We start from the raw sequence: 15,716 nt of genomic DNA on the forward strand, positions 1-15,716 counted from the left end.
TTGATACGGGTAAGCGCTACGAGGAAATACCAATGGCTTCGTACAAAGAACTGCACCTGCGTCGGGGCGATCTGGCGCTTTCCGTCGCGCCGGGGTTGGGCGGTGCGATCACGCGGTTTCGCCATGGCGACCTCGACCTGCTGCGCCCCTGGGATGGCAGCGACAACGTTCGGCTGACCGGTTGCTTCGTGCTGGCGCCATACTCGAACCGGATCGGCAACAGCCAGTTCACCTTCGAGGGGCAGACCCATCGCCTGCGCCGCAACGCACCCGAATTCGAGCTGCCGTTGCACGGCGTCGCCTGGAAGCGGGCTTGGGCGCCGACGGCCATGGACGGCACCAGCCTCACGCTGGAGGTGCAGCATCGCGCCCAAGGGGCGAATGCACAGGACTGGCCATTCGACTTCCAGCTCACCCATCGCCTGCGCCTCGACGCCGACGGGCTCGGGCTTCGCCTCGTCCTGACCAACACAGGGCAAGTCCCGATGCCGGCCGGGCTGGGTTGGCATCCGTATTTCCTGCGGCATGACGCGGTGGAGATGGCGTTCGACGCCAGTTCGGTATGGCTGGCGGACGACCAGCAACTGCCCAGTCAGCAGGTGAAGGTGCCGGCGGAATGGGAGTTCTCGACGCTGCGTCCGGTGGGCGAGCCGGGGCTGGATAACTGCTTCGCCGGTTGGGGCGGACAGGCCCGGCTGCGCTGGCCCAGTCGCAACCTCGACCTGCGCCTGTCCAGCGAGGCGCCGTTGCGTCACCTGGTGGTCTTCACCCCGCCGGCCGAGCGGGGCATTCTCGCGCTGGAGCCGGTTTCTCATGCCAACAACGCGCTCAATCTGCCCCATCCAGCCGCTCACGGCATGCTGACGTTGCGACCGGGCGAATCCATCACGGCAACCTGCCGGATGGACGTACGCGCCGGGTAGCGACCAATCGGGGCGTGCTCGTTCCTGCGAAGCCATTGCCGAGAACGCCTACGAGCCTTAGCCAGCGCCCCCCTGTAGGAGCCCGCTTGCGGGCGATCCGGCGAACATCGCCGGCAACCCCAGCTCCCAACGCGCACCCGGAGCTGGCTCCCAATCAGCGCCGCCGGTTGGATGCGCGACTAATCGGAGTTGGGGCAGCCGAGAACACCTGCGACCCTTAATCAGCGCCCCCTGTAGGAGCCCGCTTGCGGGCGATCCGGCGAGCATCGCCGGCAACCCAGCTCCCCAAGCGCACCCGGAGCTGGCTCCCCCCAATCGGCGCAACCGGTGAATGCCCAACAGGCCAGCCCACCTGGCGGTAGCCGGTTGAAAAAGTACCGGTAGACGGCGATGAGGGCTTGGACGGCGGCGCGATGGCCTGTCAGGCTTGCCGAGGCCCGCCTGACCACCTTTTGCTAGACTGCGCGCCCGCTGCGACGCCCTGCGATACGAACCGACCGTCGATGAACCACACCGAATCCCATACGCCCGCGCCGCTGTCCCGGCGATTTTCCGTTGCCCCGATGATGGACTGGACGGATCGCCATTGCCGGTTCTTCCTGCGGCGATTCTCCGAACGGGCACTGCTGTACACCGAGATGGTCACCACCGGCGCGCTGCTGCATGGCGACTCCGCACGCTTCCTGCGCCATGACCCGGCCGAGCATCCGCTCGCCTTGCAACTGGGCGGCAGCGTACCGGCCGAGCTCGCCGCATGTGCACGGCTGGCCGAGCAGGCCGGCTACGACGAAATCAACCTGAACGTCGGCTGCCCGAGCGACCGGGTACAGAATAACCTGATCGGCGCCTGCCTGATGGCGCACCCGGCGCTGGTCGCCGATTGCGTCAAGGCCATGCGCGATGCGGTGAGCATCGACGTCACGGTCAAGCACCGGATCGGCATCAACGGACGCGACAGCTACGCCGAGCTGTGCGACTTCGTCGGCCAGATCGCCGAGGCGGGTTGCCGCAGTTTCACCGTGCACGCGCGCATCGCCATCCTGGAAGGGTTGTCGCCCAAGGAGAACCGCGAGGTCCCGCCGCTGCGCTACGAAGTGGCCGCCGCGCTGAAACGGGACTTCCCCGATCTGGAGATCATCCTCAACGGCGGCATCCGAACGCTCGACGATTGCGAGGCGCACCTGGCGACCTTCGACGGCGTCATGCTCGGCCGCGAGGCCTATCACAACCCGTACCTGCTGGCGCAGGTCGACCAGCGCCTGTTCGGCAGCGAGCGCCCGGTGATCAGCCGGACCCAGGCCCTGCTGGACATGCGCCCGTACATCGAGCGTCACCTGCAGGAAGGCGGCTCGCTGCATCACGTCACCCGCCATGTGCTTGGGCTGGCCCAAGGCTTCCCGGGTGCGCGCCGGTTTCGCCAGCTGTTGTCGGTCGACATCCACAAGACGCCGACCCCGCTGGCGCTGTTCGAGCAGGCCATCGATCTGCTCGGGGGGCGTTGAAGGTCGACCATGAAACGCGCAGAGTCGGTTACGACTCCAACTCACTGCGGCCCGCTCGGCCCCTTGCGAGCAGGGCCACGTCAACTCAGAGGACAGGGCGCCACATGACTTCCAAGCTGGAACAACTCAAGCAATTCACCACCGTCGTGGCCGATACCGGCGATCTGGATGCGATCGAGCGACTCAAGCCGGTGGACGCCACCACCAACCCTTCGCTGCTGCTCAAGGCCGCCGCCCTGCCGCGCTACGAGCGCCGCTTGGGCGAGGCCATCGCCACCGGTCGCGGCGATCTGGGCCTGACCTGCGACTTGTTCGCTACCGCCGTCGGCCAGGAAGTGCTCAAGCTCATTCCGGGCCGCATCTCGACCGAGGTAGACGCACGCCTGTCGTTCGACACCCACGCCACACTCGAGCGCGCCGAGCGCCTGATCGGCCTTTACGAGCAGGCCGGCGTATCCCGCGATCGCGTGCTGATCAAGATCGCCTCGACCTGGGAAGGCATACGCGCCGCCGAGCAGCTGGAAAAGAACGGCATCCAGACCAACCTGACGCTGCTGTTCTCCTTCGCCCAGGCGGTGGCCTGCGCCGACGCCGGCGTCTTCCTGATCTCGCCCTTCGTCGGTCGCATCTACGACTGGTACAAGAAGAGCGAAGGCCGCGACTACACCGGTACCGAAGACCCCGGCGTGCGCTCGGTCAGCCGCATCTACGACTACTACAAGGCGCACGGCTACGAGACCGTGGTGATGGGGGCGAGCTTTCGCAACGTCGGCCAGATTGAAGCGCTGGCCGGCTGTGATCGCCTGACCATCAGCCCCGAGCTGCTCGGCCAGCTGGCCGATGCCCAGGGCACCCTCGAACGCCAGCTCGCGCCCGGTCGTGGTGCCGAGGCGCGGGTCACGCTCGATGAGCCGGCGTTCCGCTGGGCGCACAACGAAGACGCGATGGCCACCGAAAAGCTCGCCGAAGGCATCCGCCAGTTCGCGCGCGACCAGGAAAAGCTCGAGGCGCTGATCCAGGCGAAAGGCTGAAGCAAACCTCCGGCCGCTCACCCTGTCGGAGGTTCGCGATGGCTTCGGCGAACGATGTGGCCCCCGCCCCGATTGGTCGCTATCGGGCGCGCTCTGGCGCGTCGATTTGGGGTTCGGGTTCGGAGCTGATTTGCCGGCGATGCTCGCCGGATCGCCCGCAAGCGGGCTCCTACAGGGTGGCGCTGTCGGAGGTTCGCGATGGCTTTGAGAGAACGATTTGGCGCCCGCCCCGATTGGTCGCTATCGGGCGCGCAGATTCATCTGGCGCGTCGATTTGGGGGTTCGGGTTCGGAGCTGATTTGCCGGCGATGCTCGCCGGATCGCCCGCAAGCGGGCTCCTACAGGGTGGCGCTGTCGGAGGTTGAGGTCGTCGTCGGCAATGGCTTCAGGAGAACGGTTCGCGTTGTGCCAGCCGGAGCGCACTGTCATCCGACGATCCGAAGGGAATTCCTCACGGCCAATGGCCTCTACCTTCAGGACCGTTTTTCGATTGGAGGCTGCAACCATGACGCGAACCCCTCGTGCAGACCTGGACTGGCAGCTCAGGGCTGGCTCGGAAGAGCAGATGCTGCGCCATTTTCTCAATGCCGGCGGCGTGCCGGGCGACCCGGAGGAGCCGGGCGTGCCGACCCAGCCTACCGAGCCGGGCGAGCCGACCGTGCCGGATCAGCCGCCACCGGCGCCGGTGGCCTGAGCGCCGTATTGGCCGAGCAGGCGGATGACTTCCTCGTCGTCCGTCTGCGAGAAATCCCGGTAATGCAGCCCGACGCCGACGAAGCGTTCGGGACGCGCCAGGCACACCAGCTCATCCACCGCGCGGCTCAGCTCGTCGATCACTTCCGCCGGGCCAACGGGCACGGAGAGTAGCAATTTCCGCAGACCCGTGGCCGCCAGCGCTTTCAGGCCGGCCCGAACGGTCGCACCGGTGGCGATGCCGTCGTCCACGACGATGACGTCGCGGCCGGCCAATGACGGCGCCGGGCGGTCGCCGCAATAGCGCTGCCGCCGACGCTTGAGCTCGTCGAGCTGGCGACGCATTTCCGCGTCGAACCAGTCCTCCGGCAGCCTCGCATGCGCCATCAGCCACTCATTGACCACCCATTGCGGCGGCTGGCCGTCCACCACCGCCCCCAAGGCGACCTCCGGGTTGCCCGGCATGCCGATCTTGCGCACGAGCAAGACATCGAGCGGCGCACCCAGACGGCGGGCGATAGGGGCGGCGACCGGCACGCCGCCGCGGGGCAGCGCCAGGAGAATCGGCGACTCGAGGGCGAGCGGGGCGAGGGCGTCGGCCAGCTGCTCGCCGGCATCGGTGCGGTCGCGGAACGACACGGCCTCGTCCATCGTCGTCACTCACCGAAGGGGTAGGTGTCCGGCACTGCCGTCTCGGCCGGTTGGCGCGGGCCGATGGGCGTCACCGGTGTGGTGTCCTCGAACCAGAGCATGGCATCGAACTGCTCGGCGAGAATCGCGCGGAAGTAATGGCTCTGCCGCTCGGTGTGCGGCCGATAGATCACGCCGATCGCACGTTCCAGACGGGGCCGCGCCAGCGCCGCACGTAGCGCCTGGCGGTTGTCGCCGCGCCAGTCGGTCAGCGAACGGGCATGGCCGGCCTTGAGGAAGAGTTGCTCCCAACTGTCGGGGCGCGAGGGACGAACGTCCTTGACCTGCATGGGCTCGTCCCAGTTGTCCGCCGCGGCGACCTGCCCGCGGTCGGTCGACATGCCGATCAGCACCGCATCGCGACCGAAGGCAGTGCGGCACAGCTCGCCGATGTTGAACTCGCCGGACCAGCCCATCGAGGTCGCGGCCGCGTTGCCGATATGCGAGTTGTGCGCCCAGACCACCGCCTTCGCATCGGGGCCGCGGTGGTCGAGCAGCGCCCGCAGGGTGTCGAACATGTGGCGGTCGCGCAGATTCCAGGATTCGGTCGAGCCGCGGTACATGGTGCGGTAGTACTGCTCGGCCGCCAGCACCACGCGAGCGTTCTGTTCGGCATTGAAGAAGCGTTCGCCGTCCTCCTTCATGTAGTCCAGGCGCTGGTCGAGCAGGGCGCGCAGTTGCTCGATCGCGGCTTCTTCGCACGAGGGCTCGCCGAACATGGCGACGCTGTGCCCGTAGAGCGCCGGTTCGCTCTGCCAGGGCGTGAGGCAGCCGTAACGCTCGCGCGCCTGGGCCGCAGCCTGCGGGTCGACGCCATCGAGGTAGCGCAGCACTTCGGTGAGCGATGAGCCGAGGCTGTACACGTCGAGCCCGCGAAACTCCGTCCGCGCCTCGGGCGGCAGACCGTCGTTGTGCTGGCGCAGCCAGCGGGTGAACTCGGCGACCTCGCGGTTGCGCCACATCCACGTCGGGAACCGTTCGAAGGCATCGTGTTGCCAGGTGGCAGGCGCGCGCTGGCGCACGTGTCGGTCGATCTGCGCGGCGTCCGGCCAGTCCGCTTCGGCGGCGACGATATTGAACCCGTGCCGCTCGACCAGTCGACGGGTGATGGCGGCGCGCGCCCGATAAAACTCGGACGTGCCGTGGCTGGCTTCGCCGATCAGCACCACGCGTGCGTCGGCGTAGCGATCGAAGGGCTCGGCGAAGCGTGTGTCGTCCAGGGCGCCTAGCGGCTCGCCGTGTTCGCGCAGCAGCGCGACCAGCTGCGCCTCGTCGAGCTCCGGCACGGCGCGTAGCAGGGTCTCGTTCATGGCGTGGGCTCCTGTCGTCTTTGCACTAGCGACCGGGGCCTTTCGGGCTTGTTCCGGCGCATCGACGAAGGGTCATGGCGACGTGCGGTGGAAACTGCCGCCCTCGACGCTCGTCAAAAGGTGTTCGGCGCCTGTTGGCGCCGCGTGATCATGTCGAAGAGGGGCGTTTCATGACCACCTGGATCATCGCGTACAGCAAAGATGGCAACACCTCCACGCTCAAGACCGAGGCCGAGCGCAAGCTGGAAATGGAAGACGCCGTTGGCCTGGTGATGCGCAAGGCCGAGCAGGACTACGCGGACGAGGCGCACGAGGTCAGCGAGGACGAGGACATGACGCCCGCCCAGCAATTGGCCGAGCGTTACGGCATCACCATCACGGGCATCAGCGAGGCGTAGTGAGGCCGGACGCGTCCAGCGGCCAGACCGCCCCATCACCCACCAGATAAATGCGCTGACCCGGCACCGGTTCGATCGTCATCGAGCCGGTGAAGTCGCCGAATGCAGGCAACAGGCTCATGCGCTCGCCCATGCAGAAGCAGGGCAGGCGCACCCGCTGCCGGCCGCGTCCGGCGAGGCTGAACGCGGGATGCACATGCCCGGCGAGCACGCTGTGGGTGGGGTGGGGCTCCGGCTCGTGTTGCAGGGCGAAGGGGCCGAGCAACAGCGGCTCCGGCACGACCTCGATACCGAGCGAGGCCGGCGGATCGCCCGCGCGGCGGTCATGGTTGCCGCGAATCAGCGTGATCGACAGCGCCGGGTGACGCACACGCCAATCGGCCAGCTGTTGCAGCGTCTGCGGCGTGCGGGATTCGGGCGCATGCAGGAAGTCGCCGAGCACGATCAGGCGACGGGTCGGATGGGCCATGATCGCCGCATCCAGCCGCGCGAGGTTGCGCTCGGTCGTGCCATGCGGCACCGGCTGGCCCAGGCGCCGATAGGCCGCCGCCTTACCGATATGCACATCGGCCACGAGCAGCGCACGTTCCTGCGGCCAGTAGATCGCCTTGTCCGGCAAGAGCCAAAGCTCCGCACCGGCCAGGCTGATGACATGGTGAAGATTCATGCGCGGCAGCTTACCGAAGGCCGGCATCGGCTGCCGGCGCGGCCGATGAAGCGCAGCGGGGAGGGGCAGCCGCAAACCGCACGGGCCGGAGGCCGTTATTCAAGACTCACTATTCATCTCGCCTCGCCTCGCCTCGCCTCGCCTCGGCGCGAGGCCTGACCCCCTTAGCGCATTCTTTTTATGACGTGCGTCTGATCCTCCCTGACAACCAAAGCGTTTGCCCATTGGATGGAAAAACAGCGCTGAGAAGAAGCACGGCAATGCAAGCGGCTAAAGCTGCGAGCAATACCACCGGGCCGGCCGCCCCCCATCCATGAGCGGCTGTTAAACCTCCGACGATGATCGGACCTAGCAGCTGCCCGAGATTGCTGCCCTGCATAAGAATGCCGACCGCCACAGGTACCAATGTTGCTTCGCGGACCGACAGCGGGGCCGATGCCAGCAATGTGGCAGGAATCAACCCACCTACCGCCGAGAACAGCAAGCACAGCATGAGCGTTGCCACTGGCCCGAACACGCCCGTGAATATGCCGAGCCCGGCAGCGCCCATAAGACCGCTGGCAAGGATAATCAGCGCACCCCGTCCGGCGCCGCGCGCCATCAGGTATCCCGCGGCTAGGTTTCCGCCGATGTTGACCGCGCTGACCAAGGCGCTAAGTAGCCCGGCACCTCGGTACGTGACGTCCATGCGGTCCATTAATAGAACCGGCAAAAAGGCGAACAAAGCGAAGAACATCAGGCTGTACAGGGCGAACGTGATAGCCAGCAACGTGGTCGAGCGGGAGAGGGCCTGCCGCATCCCTGGAAATGGCTGTCCCTGCGTATGGAGCGGCTCGTCCTGGGGGATACAGCAGATGGCGATCGCCGCGATGATCGCCGTCAGCGCCGAACTGCTCCACCAGAGCCACTGCCAGGTTTGAAAAGCGGGCCCGATAACCATCGCAAGGGCCATCCCGCATGGCATGAAACAGCTCCACAAGGACAAAGCGCGGTCTCGTTCCGCACCGGCGAACAGGCGCTCCAGGATCGCGGGGCCGGCGACAACGATCAGTAAGAACCCAAGCCCTTCGACGAGTCTCGTTGCTAGCAGGGTGTCGAATGAAGGCACTGCGGCTGCGGTAATACCGGCAGCCGCAGTGAATCCAAGCCCCATTAGCAGGGTTTTTCGATGGCCGATAGCAACTGCCACCGCGCCGGCCGGGGCGCCACCGAACAGGCCCAGCACCGCGAATATGCCGGTCAGCCAACCCGCTTGTACCAGCCCGATGCCCAGGTCTGCCTGCAACATCGGCGCTGCAATGGCGACCTTGCCTAGATGCAGCGCCGCGACGATACCGCTCCCGAGGATGATCCATTTGGCCGGCCCTGGGCGTCGTTTCAGGGGAACCCTGTTCATCGAACTGCCTCGGTGCCGATGCCGGCGAGCGCGGCCGCAACCCGTGCGACATGCCGGCCCTGAAAGCGCGCGCCATCCAATTCGTTGTCGCTGGGCTGGCGATCACCCCCTTTGCCGTCATCGGCAAGCGTCGATGCGCCATAGGGCGAGCCACCGGTAATGGCATCCATCCTGAGTTGGCCTTTGAAACTGTATGGCAGTCCTACAACAACCATGCCGAGATGAAGCAACACGGTGTGGGTCGCGAGGATCGTGCTCTCTTGGCCACCGTGCTGGCTTCCCGTTGAGGTGAAGACGCTGCCGACTTTGCCGACCAGCCTATCGTCGGCCCACAGCCCGCCGCATTGATCAAGAAAGTTCTTCATCTGCGACGCCATGTTGCCAAAGCGCGTTGGTGTGCCGATGACGATGGCGTCGTACTCGGGCAATTCCGAGACGGACGCGATATGCGCAGGCTGGGTCATTCTGTAACCAGACCTTCGCGCAACATCGTCAGGAACGAGCTCGGGCACCCGCTTCACATCCGCATGCGCACCCGCCTGGCGAGCGCCTTCGGCTACCGCATTGGCCAGTGCCTCGACATGTCCATAGGACGAGTAATAAAGCACCAGTACTTTTGTCATCGCTGAGCCCTCTGTGGTGGTGACAGGGGGCAAAGCTAGGTCTTTGCAGATGTTCTGAGGAGCGACTTAAATTCGATCAACTTGATCTTCGAGGTAGATCATGATCGACGCGATGACGTTGGATCAGATTCGTATCTTCGTGACCGTCGCCGACAGCGGTAGCTTTCGGTCGGGTGCCGCGCGGCTGCTACGTGTGCAGTCGGCAATCAGTCATGCGATTGCCAATCTGGAGGCGGAGCTAGGGCTTCAGCTATTCGATCGCAGCGGTTACCGGCCCGTCCTTACGGCAGAGGGCCAAGCACTGCTGGCGCACGCACGTGACATCCTGCTGCGAGCGGATGCCATGCGCGCACGTGCCCGAGCGCTTGGCGCAGGCGTCGAGTTGGAGCTGGCCCTAGTGGTGGATACCCTGTTTCCGATCGAGGCGGTTACACACGCCATCACCACTGCAAGCGCCGAATTCCCCGCCACAAGCTTTCGCCTGGATATGCAGGCGCTGGGAGGGCCAATCGCAGCGCTTACGGACAAGCGCTGCACGCTCGCAATCGTCGTAGGGGAGGATTTTCGGAATCCGCGAGTGGCGCTTGAAGCAATCGGCGCGGTACGACAGATCGCCGTGGTAAGTGCCGAGCATCCGCTCGCCAGGCTGGAAGCTCGCGAATCGCTTGGTCTGACCGATCTCGCCGGCTATTTGCAGGTTGTGCTGGTCGACCCGACACCACTCTCGGAGGACCGGTCATTCGGCGTGCTGTCCCCCTTTACCTGTCGGGTGAACACGCAGGAAGCGAAACTGGCGCTTATACGGGCAGGACTTGGTTGGGGGAGACTTCCAGAGTGGCAAATTAACGACGACCTGGCTGCGGGACGGCTGGTGCGCGTGGCCATACCTGATCTCGGTCGCCGGAGTGAAGTGCAATCTGAGGCCTACCTGGCGCATCGTGTGGACGAGCCGCTGGGTCCCGTGGCTTTGTCGTTCCGACGGGCACTTATCGAACAGTCACCTGGCTAGTGCGCACGGCCCGGTCACGAAGAAGCCTGCTTCGTAACTGGCGATGCGCGCCAATCGACCAACTTTTTTAGCGTCTGCGGCGTATGGGATTCGAGCGCATGCAGGAAGTCGCCGAGCACGATCAGGCGACGGGTCGGATGGCCATGATCGCCGCATCCAGCCACGCGAGGTTACGCTCGGTCGTGCCATGCGGCACCGGCTGGCCCAGGCGTCGGTAGGCCGCCGCCTTGCCGATATGCACATCGGCCACCAGCAGCGCACGTTCCTGTGGCCAGTAGATCGCCTTGTCCGGCAAGAGCCAAAGTTCCGCACCGGCCAGGCTGATGACATGGTGAAGATTCATGCGCGGCAGCTTACCGAAGGCCGGCATCGGCTGCCGGCGCGGCCGATGAAGCGCAGCGCTTCGGGGCCGTGTCGGCGGGGGCTTGGCGGCCGCTTCCGATTAGTGTTGGTATCGGTCATCGGCTCCAGTCGCAAGTCGAAGTGACCTAGGCGCCGAGGCATCAGTCGATGCCGAAAGGCAACCTGAAGTGACTTGCATGCCAATTCGACAGCAGAGGCATACGACAGGCTGGCTGACGCTAAATCTGCCGTCTCAACAGAATAGGCCCATCACCTGACGGTCGGTGCCGTGCCGTTTCCGTCACCTTTCGCTGAGTAGCCACGCGACGACACGCCTGGTCTGGCTGTGCAATCAGCGCGCTCCTTTTCAGGACCCTTCTTTTTGCCGGTACCTGCCGCTCGCGTGGCCAGAAAATTTACGTCTGAGACTCATTGTTTCCAGCGACGCCGCAGCTTTCCTCGGCAATAATCTCTCCCGCTCCAGGGCAAGGGTTGGGCCGTCCAACCCAGTGGCGTTAACCACGTATGAACCGCGCACAAAGGATGTGTATGAAAGTGAAATCTGAAAAAGAGATCGCCAAGATCGTTTTCGTTTTCCTGCCCATGGTCATGCAGCCGCTGTTGAACTTCTTTTTCCTGGTTCTTGTGGCCAAGCATTGCACGTTGGAAGAGTACGGCTCGCTGGCGTTAAGCATGGTGCTGGTGTCGGTGGTGATCGGTTTTTCCGACTTCGGTTTACGCGATTACCTGCTGAGCAAGGGCGCTATCGACAAGGGGCTTTCCAGCGGCGAAAACCTTTTTGTGCCAGCGACCGCGGGTTACCTGATTCTGGTTATGGCAGCCATGTTTTACCTGGGCAATGTCGGTGGCACACACGATGCCTACTACTTATTGCTCAGCTTTCTGCCCGAAGCCTTGGCGTTCGCCGTCGTGCAGCGTTGCCTGTTTTTCCATTACCAGCGCCAGGACCGACTGGTACGTTTTTCGTCCCTGGACTCGGCCTTCAAATCGCTGCCCTTCGCAGTAAAGATCGGCTTGTTCCTGCTTACCGATAACCTGCTCCTCTCTGTCGCCGTGGGCGCCGCGGTAGCCATGGTTTCATACCTGGGCTGGTTTTACCTGCGCTGCATTCGCCGGTCCGATTTCTTTGCGGCCGATACGCAGGTCCTCGCGACATTTGCCAAGATGCTGAAGCTGTGGCGTTCCTGGCTACCCTTTACTGTTTCCTTCTTCGCCTTCTTCCTTTATTTCGGCGCCGACCGGATCCTCATCGAGAAGCTGCTCGGCGCCGAGCAATTGGCCGTTTATGCCGCCGCCACGTCGTTCATTGCCATCGGGCAAATAGCCGTAACCGCGTTCTGGTCGTTGTACATGCCTCGCATCTCGCGCGGCTTCAACGAGATCGGTCAGCGGAAGTTCGTCCTCCTGGCGATCGGCCTGTCGCTGGGCATGTTCGTTGGTTACCAGGTACTTGCGCTGCTCTTGTTCCATCTTTTCTATCCAGAAAGCTATGCAGGCGGCTCGCTAATCCTGCGAATAATGGCCGGCTTCTTCATTTTCCGGCTGGTAAACGTAGTTTTCGAGATGTACTGGGTGGCCCAGGAGCGCTACGCCAACTTCGTCAAAATGCGCGTGTTCTGCGGGCTGCTGAGTGTGGCGCTGAACTGGATGTTCATTCCGGTCTTCGGGTTGATCGCGCCAGCGGTAATTGTGGTGGTCTGCGAGCTGACGCTGATGCTGTTCATCCTCATCGCGGAGTACCGCTGGAAGAAGCCCTCAATAGTCGAGATCCAGCCAGCGGCGGTCGACACCGCGCCGGTGGCGGTACCGGCCGACGTCATCCCGACCGGTACTGCGCAATCATCGCCAAGCACGTAGTGGCGTTACGCGTCACATAAAGCGCAAGCGATGAACGCCGGGCTGTGCGCCTTGGCTAGGCAAATGTCGGCAGCCGTTACACACGCGTCTTCTCCACCGTTACTACAGCGGTCTTTGTAGATCGCTCTTTGAGTATCGCCATCAGCGGAAGCGACAAAGCCCCTCGCGAGTGGCAGCTTTTGGCCGAAAGCAGCCATAAACTTGGCAGCACAACCCATCAGTGTGCTTTCCAAGAAGCACTTCGGTTTCAACCCCTTCGTGAGCAAGCTCGCTCCTACGGAGCGGTGGTGTGGGCTGGCAAGCAGTAACGAAAAAGGCCCTGCCTGGGACCCGAAAGAGCGGTCTCAGGCAGGGCCTTTAACGTTGGCGAACTTACTTCATCGTCGGCATCGAGAATTCCGCGCCTTCGCGAACGTTCGCCGAGGGCCAGCGTTGGGTGATGGTCTTGCGGCGGGTGTAGAAGCGCACGCCGTCGGGGCCGTAGGCGTGCAGGTCGCCGAAGAGTGAGCGCTTCCAGCCGCCGAAGCTGTGGTAGGCGACGGGTACCGGCAGCGGGATGTTGATGCCGACCATGCCGACCTGGATGTGGTCGCTGAAGTAGCGCGCCGCTTCGCCGTCGCGGGTGTAGATGCAGGTGCCGTTGCCGTATTCGTGGGCGTTGATGAGGTCCATCGCGTCCTGCATGGTCGCCACGCGCACCACTTGCAGCACCGGCCCGAAGATTTCTTCCTGGTAGCTGGTCATCTCGGGCGTGACGCGGTCGATCAGGGTGGCATCGACGAAGAAGCCTTCTTCGCAACCGGCGATGCGCGCCTGCCGGCCGTCGACCACCACCGTCGCGCCCTGGGCTTCGGCGCTGGCGATGTAGCCGACCACCTTGTCCTTGTGCTGGCGCGTGATCAGCGGGCCGAAGTCGTTCGATTTGTCGTCGTAGGCGCCAACCTTGAGTTTGCTCATGGCCTCGGTCATGCGGGCGATCAGGGCGTCGGCGATTTCGTCGCCGACCGCGACGGCCACCGACAGCGCCATGCAGCGCTCGCCGGACGAGCCGAAGGCGGCGCCGAGCAGCGAGCTGACGACGTTGTCGAGGTCCGCGTCGGGCATGACGATGGCGTGGTTCTTCGCGCCGCCGAGGGCCTGGCAGCGTTTGCCGTGGGCGGTGGCGGTCTTGTAGATGTACTCGGCGATCGGCGTCGAGCCGACGAAGCTCACCGCCTGGATGCGCGGGTCGGTCAGCAGGGTATCGACCGCTTCCTTGTCACCGTTGACCACGTTGAGCACGCCTGACGGCAGGCCGGCTTCGTGCAGCAGTTCGGCGATGAACAGGGTGGAGCTGGGGTCGCGTTCGGACGGCTTGAGGATGAAGCAGTTGCCGCAGACGATCGCCATTGGGTACATCCACAGCGGCACCATCACCGGGAAGTTGAACGGGGTGATGCCGGCGACGACGCCCAGCGGCTGGAATTCGCTCCAGGAGTCGATGCCGGGCCCGACGTTCTTGCTGTACTCGCCCTTGAGCAGTTCGGGCGCGCCACAGGCGTACTCGACGTTCTCGATGCCGCGCTGCAGCTCGCCGGCGGCGTCGTGCAGGATCTTGCCGTGCTCTTCGCCGATCAGCGCGCAGATGCGGTCGGCGTTCTGTTCGAGCAGCTCCTTGAAGCGGAACATGATGCGCGCACGCTTCATCGGCGGGGTGTCACGCCAGGCGGGGAAGGCGGCCTGCGCGGCGGCGATGGCCTCTTCGACGGTGGCCTTGCTGGCCAGCGCGACCTGCTTGCTGGCCACGCCCTTGGCGGGGTTGAAGACATCCTGCGTGCGGCTGCTGTCTTCACGGCGCTGGCCGTTGATCAAATGTCCTACGACGGTCATGGGTCACCTCTGTCTGAGCGGTTTGGGCCGGCTTCTAGTTGGCTGGAGGGTGTCGGCATCAGGGCCAGATGCTGCGGTACAGCGCGATGATTTCGTCTTCGCTGGGCACACGCGGGTTGTTGCCGGGCGAGCCCGAAGCCAGCGCCTGTGCGGCCATGGTCGGCAGCAGCTGGTCGAAGCGCGCCTTGTCGGCGCCGAACTCGGCGAGCGTCGGCACCTTCAATTCGCGGTTGAGCGCCTCCAGCGCCGCGAGCAGCTTGCGGTTGGCCGTGTCGGTGTCGTCCTCGTGCGTGGCCGCGCCGATGGCCCGCGCACAGGTCGCGTAGCGCTCCGGTGCCGCAGGGATCGAGAAGGCCGTGACGGCCGGCAGCAGCATGGCGTTGGACAGCCCGTGCGGGACGTGAAAGAAGGCGCCGATCGGGCGACTCATGCCATGCACCAGCGCCACCGAGGCGTTGGAGAAGGCCACTCCGGCGAGCGTCGCGCCGAGCATCATGGCCTCGCGGGCCTGACGGTCCTCGCCGCTCTCATACGCGCGGCGCAGGTTGGGGCCGAGCAGGTGCATGGCGGCGATCGCCTGGCTGTCGCTGTACGGGTTGGCCTTGCGGCTGACGTAGGCCTCGATGGCGTGGGTCAGCGAATCGATGCCGGTGTCGGCGGTGGTGCGCGGCGGCACGCTCAGGGTCAGTTCGTAATCCACCAGCGCGGCGACCGGCATGAAGCCGATGCCCACGCAGAGCATTTTTTCGTCGCTGGTTTCGTCGGTGATGATGGTGAAACGGGTGACCTCGGAGCCGGTGCCGGCGGTGGTCGGGATGGCGATGATCGGCAGCCCGGCTTCGTTGACCACGCGTGGGAATTTGTAATCCCGCACCTTGCCGCCGTGCTTGCCGAGGATGGCGATGGCCTTGGCGCTGTCGATCGGGCTGCCGCCGCCGAGCGCGACGATGGCGTCGTAGTCGCCGTCGCGCACCTTGTCGACACCCGCCTGGATGGAGGCGGCGGTGGGCTCGGGCATGGTGTCATCGAACAGATCGCTGCTGATCCCGGCGCCAGCCAGCCCGTCCTGGAGACGGCCGGCGTAGCCGAGCTTGACCATCATGGTGTCGGTGACGATCAAGGGTCGCTGGCAGCCGAGCGCGGCGAGGATGGCGGGCAGCTTCTGGCTCGCGCCAGCGCCGACTTCGAGAATGCGGGGAAGAACCACCTGGTTGGACATGCGCGTCTCCTGTCTGGCAGGCGGTCCGCGGGTAGCGGGACCGCTGGTGAAGGAGAAGTATGGACGGCGACGGCGCACCTGCCGGTCCCTGCTTCTTGTTTTTATAGCGAGACGATTTGTATCGTTTTGAGGCATTAGGCGCAAGCCGACCTTCGTCGGGTCGGCA

General features: G+C 64.8%; 14 protein-coding genes and 1 pseudogene. 7 read left to right on the plus strand and 8 right to left on the minus strand.

Going from position 1 to position 15,716, the window contains the following annotated elements; genetic code table 11:
* Positions 1–32: 32 nt before the first annotated feature.
* From D7325_RS13890 to D7325_RS19115, 4 genes are all read left to right on the plus strand, one after another.
* Positions 33–923 (plus strand): aldose 1-epimerase, encoded by an 891-nt coding sequence (locus tag D7325_RS13890; RefSeq protein ID WP_120996567.1) that lies wholly within the window; start codon positions 33–35, stop codon positions 921–923.
* Between the two features lie 503 nt (positions 924–1,426).
* Positions 1,427–2,425 carry a tRNA dihydrouridine(20/20a) synthase DusA gene (gene dusA / locus D7325_RS13895; protein ID WP_120996569.1) on the plus strand — a complete coding sequence of 333 codons (999 nt, stop codon included), beginning with the start codon at positions 1,427–1,429 and terminating at the stop codon, positions 2,423–2,425.
* Between the two features lie 104 nt (positions 2,426–2,529).
* Complete coding sequence (gene tal / locus D7325_RS13900) at positions 2,530–3,456, plus strand: transaldolase (protein WP_120996571.1); 927 nt, start codon at positions 2,530–2,532, stop codon at positions 3,454–3,456.
* 505 nt (positions 3,457–3,961) lie between these two features.
* Complete coding sequence (locus tag D7325_RS19115) at positions 3,962–4,150, plus strand: hypothetical protein (RefSeq protein WP_162988045.1); 189 nt, start codon at positions 3,962–3,964, stop codon at positions 4,148–4,150.
* Here D7325_RS19115 and D7325_RS13905 read toward each other — a convergent pair.
* Both D7325_RS13905 and D7325_RS13910 read right to left on the minus strand, forming a co-directional pair.
* Positions 4,123–4,800: a phosphoribosyltransferase gene (locus tag D7325_RS13905; RefSeq protein WP_120996573.1), complete on the minus strand. Its 678-nt coding sequence runs from the start codon at positions 4,798–4,800 to the stop codon at positions 4,123–4,125. The genes D7325_RS19115 and D7325_RS13905 overlap by 28 nt on opposite strands.
* A 5-nt stretch (positions 4,801–4,805) precedes the next feature.
* Positions 4,806–6,149, minus strand: a complete 1,344-nt coding sequence (locus D7325_RS13910) for an erythromycin esterase family protein (protein WP_120996575.1) — start codon at positions 6,147–6,149, stop codon at positions 4,806–4,808.
* A 170-nt stretch (positions 6,150–6,319) separates the two neighbouring features.
* Here D7325_RS13910 and D7325_RS13915 point away from each other — a divergent pair, with 170 nt between their 5' ends.
* Positions 6,320–6,547: a hypothetical protein gene (locus D7325_RS13915; protein ID WP_120996577.1), complete on the plus strand. Its 228-nt coding sequence runs from the start codon at positions 6,320–6,322 to the stop codon at positions 6,545–6,547.
* On the opposite strand, the gene pdeM is transcribed toward D7325_RS13915, so the two are convergent.
* The 3 genes from pdeM to wrbA form a co-directional block, all read right to left on the minus strand.
* Complete coding sequence (pdeM, locus tag D7325_RS13920) at positions 6,534–7,214, minus strand: ligase-associated DNA damage response endonuclease PdeM (RefSeq protein ID WP_120996644.1); 681 nt, start codon at positions 7,212–7,214, stop codon at positions 6,534–6,536. The two genes, D7325_RS13915 and pdeM, sit on opposite strands and share 14 nt — an antisense overlap.
* Before the next feature lie 178 nt (positions 7,215–7,392).
* Positions 7,393–8,610 carry an MFS transporter gene (locus D7325_RS13925; RefSeq protein ID WP_120996579.1) on the minus strand — a complete coding sequence of 406 codons (1,218 nt, stop codon included), beginning with the start codon at positions 8,608–8,610 and terminating at the stop codon, positions 7,393–7,395.
* Positions 8,607–9,233 carry an NAD(P)H:quinone oxidoreductase gene (gene wrbA / locus D7325_RS13930; RefSeq protein WP_120996581.1) on the minus strand — a complete coding sequence of 209 codons (627 nt, stop codon included), beginning with the start codon at positions 9,231–9,233 and terminating at the stop codon, positions 8,607–8,609. Before wrbA ends, D7325_RS13925 begins: the two co-directional genes overlap by 4 nt.
* Positions 9,234–9,333: 100 nt before the next feature.
* Between wrbA and D7325_RS13935 the strand changes: the two genes are divergently transcribed.
* On the plus strand, positions 9,334–10,242 hold the full coding sequence (locus D7325_RS13935) for a LysR family transcriptional regulator (RefSeq protein WP_120996584.1): 909 nt from the start codon (positions 9,334–9,336) through the stop codon (positions 10,240–10,242).
* Positions 10,243–10,286: 44 nt separating this feature from the next.
* Here D7325_RS13935 and D7325_RS13940 read toward each other — a convergent pair.
* A pseudogene (locus D7325_RS13940) lies at positions 10,287–10,585 on the minus strand (metallophosphoesterase family protein); the annotation flags it as partial.
* A 548-nt stretch (positions 10,586–11,133) separates the two neighbouring features.
* Here D7325_RS13940 and D7325_RS13945 point away from each other — a divergent pair.
* Positions 11,134–12,462 carry a lipopolysaccharide biosynthesis protein gene (locus tag D7325_RS13945; protein WP_162988055.1) on the plus strand — a complete coding sequence of 443 codons (1,329 nt, stop codon included), beginning with the start codon at positions 11,134–11,136 and terminating at the stop codon, positions 12,460–12,462.
* 372 nt (positions 12,463–12,834) lie between these two features.
* Here the strand turns inward: D7325_RS13945 and D7325_RS13950 are convergent, their stop codons facing one another.
* Positions 12,835–14,331, minus strand: a complete 1,497-nt coding sequence (locus D7325_RS13950; RefSeq protein WP_120996589.1) for a CoA-acylating methylmalonate-semialdehyde dehydrogenase — start codon at positions 14,329–14,331, stop codon at positions 12,835–12,837.
* Between the two features lie 58 nt (positions 14,332–14,389).
* Complete coding sequence (locus D7325_RS13955) at positions 14,390–15,550, minus strand: iron-containing alcohol dehydrogenase (RefSeq protein ID WP_120996591.1); 1,161 nt, start codon at positions 15,548–15,550, stop codon at positions 14,390–14,392.
* Positions 15,551–15,716 lie beyond the last annotated feature (166 nt).

The sequence above is a fragment of the Stutzerimonas urumqiensis genome (assembly GCF_003640395.1).
GTDB classification, from domain to species: Bacteria; Pseudomonadota; Gammaproteobacteria; order Pseudomonadales; family Pseudomonadaceae; genus Stutzerimonas; species Stutzerimonas urumqiensis.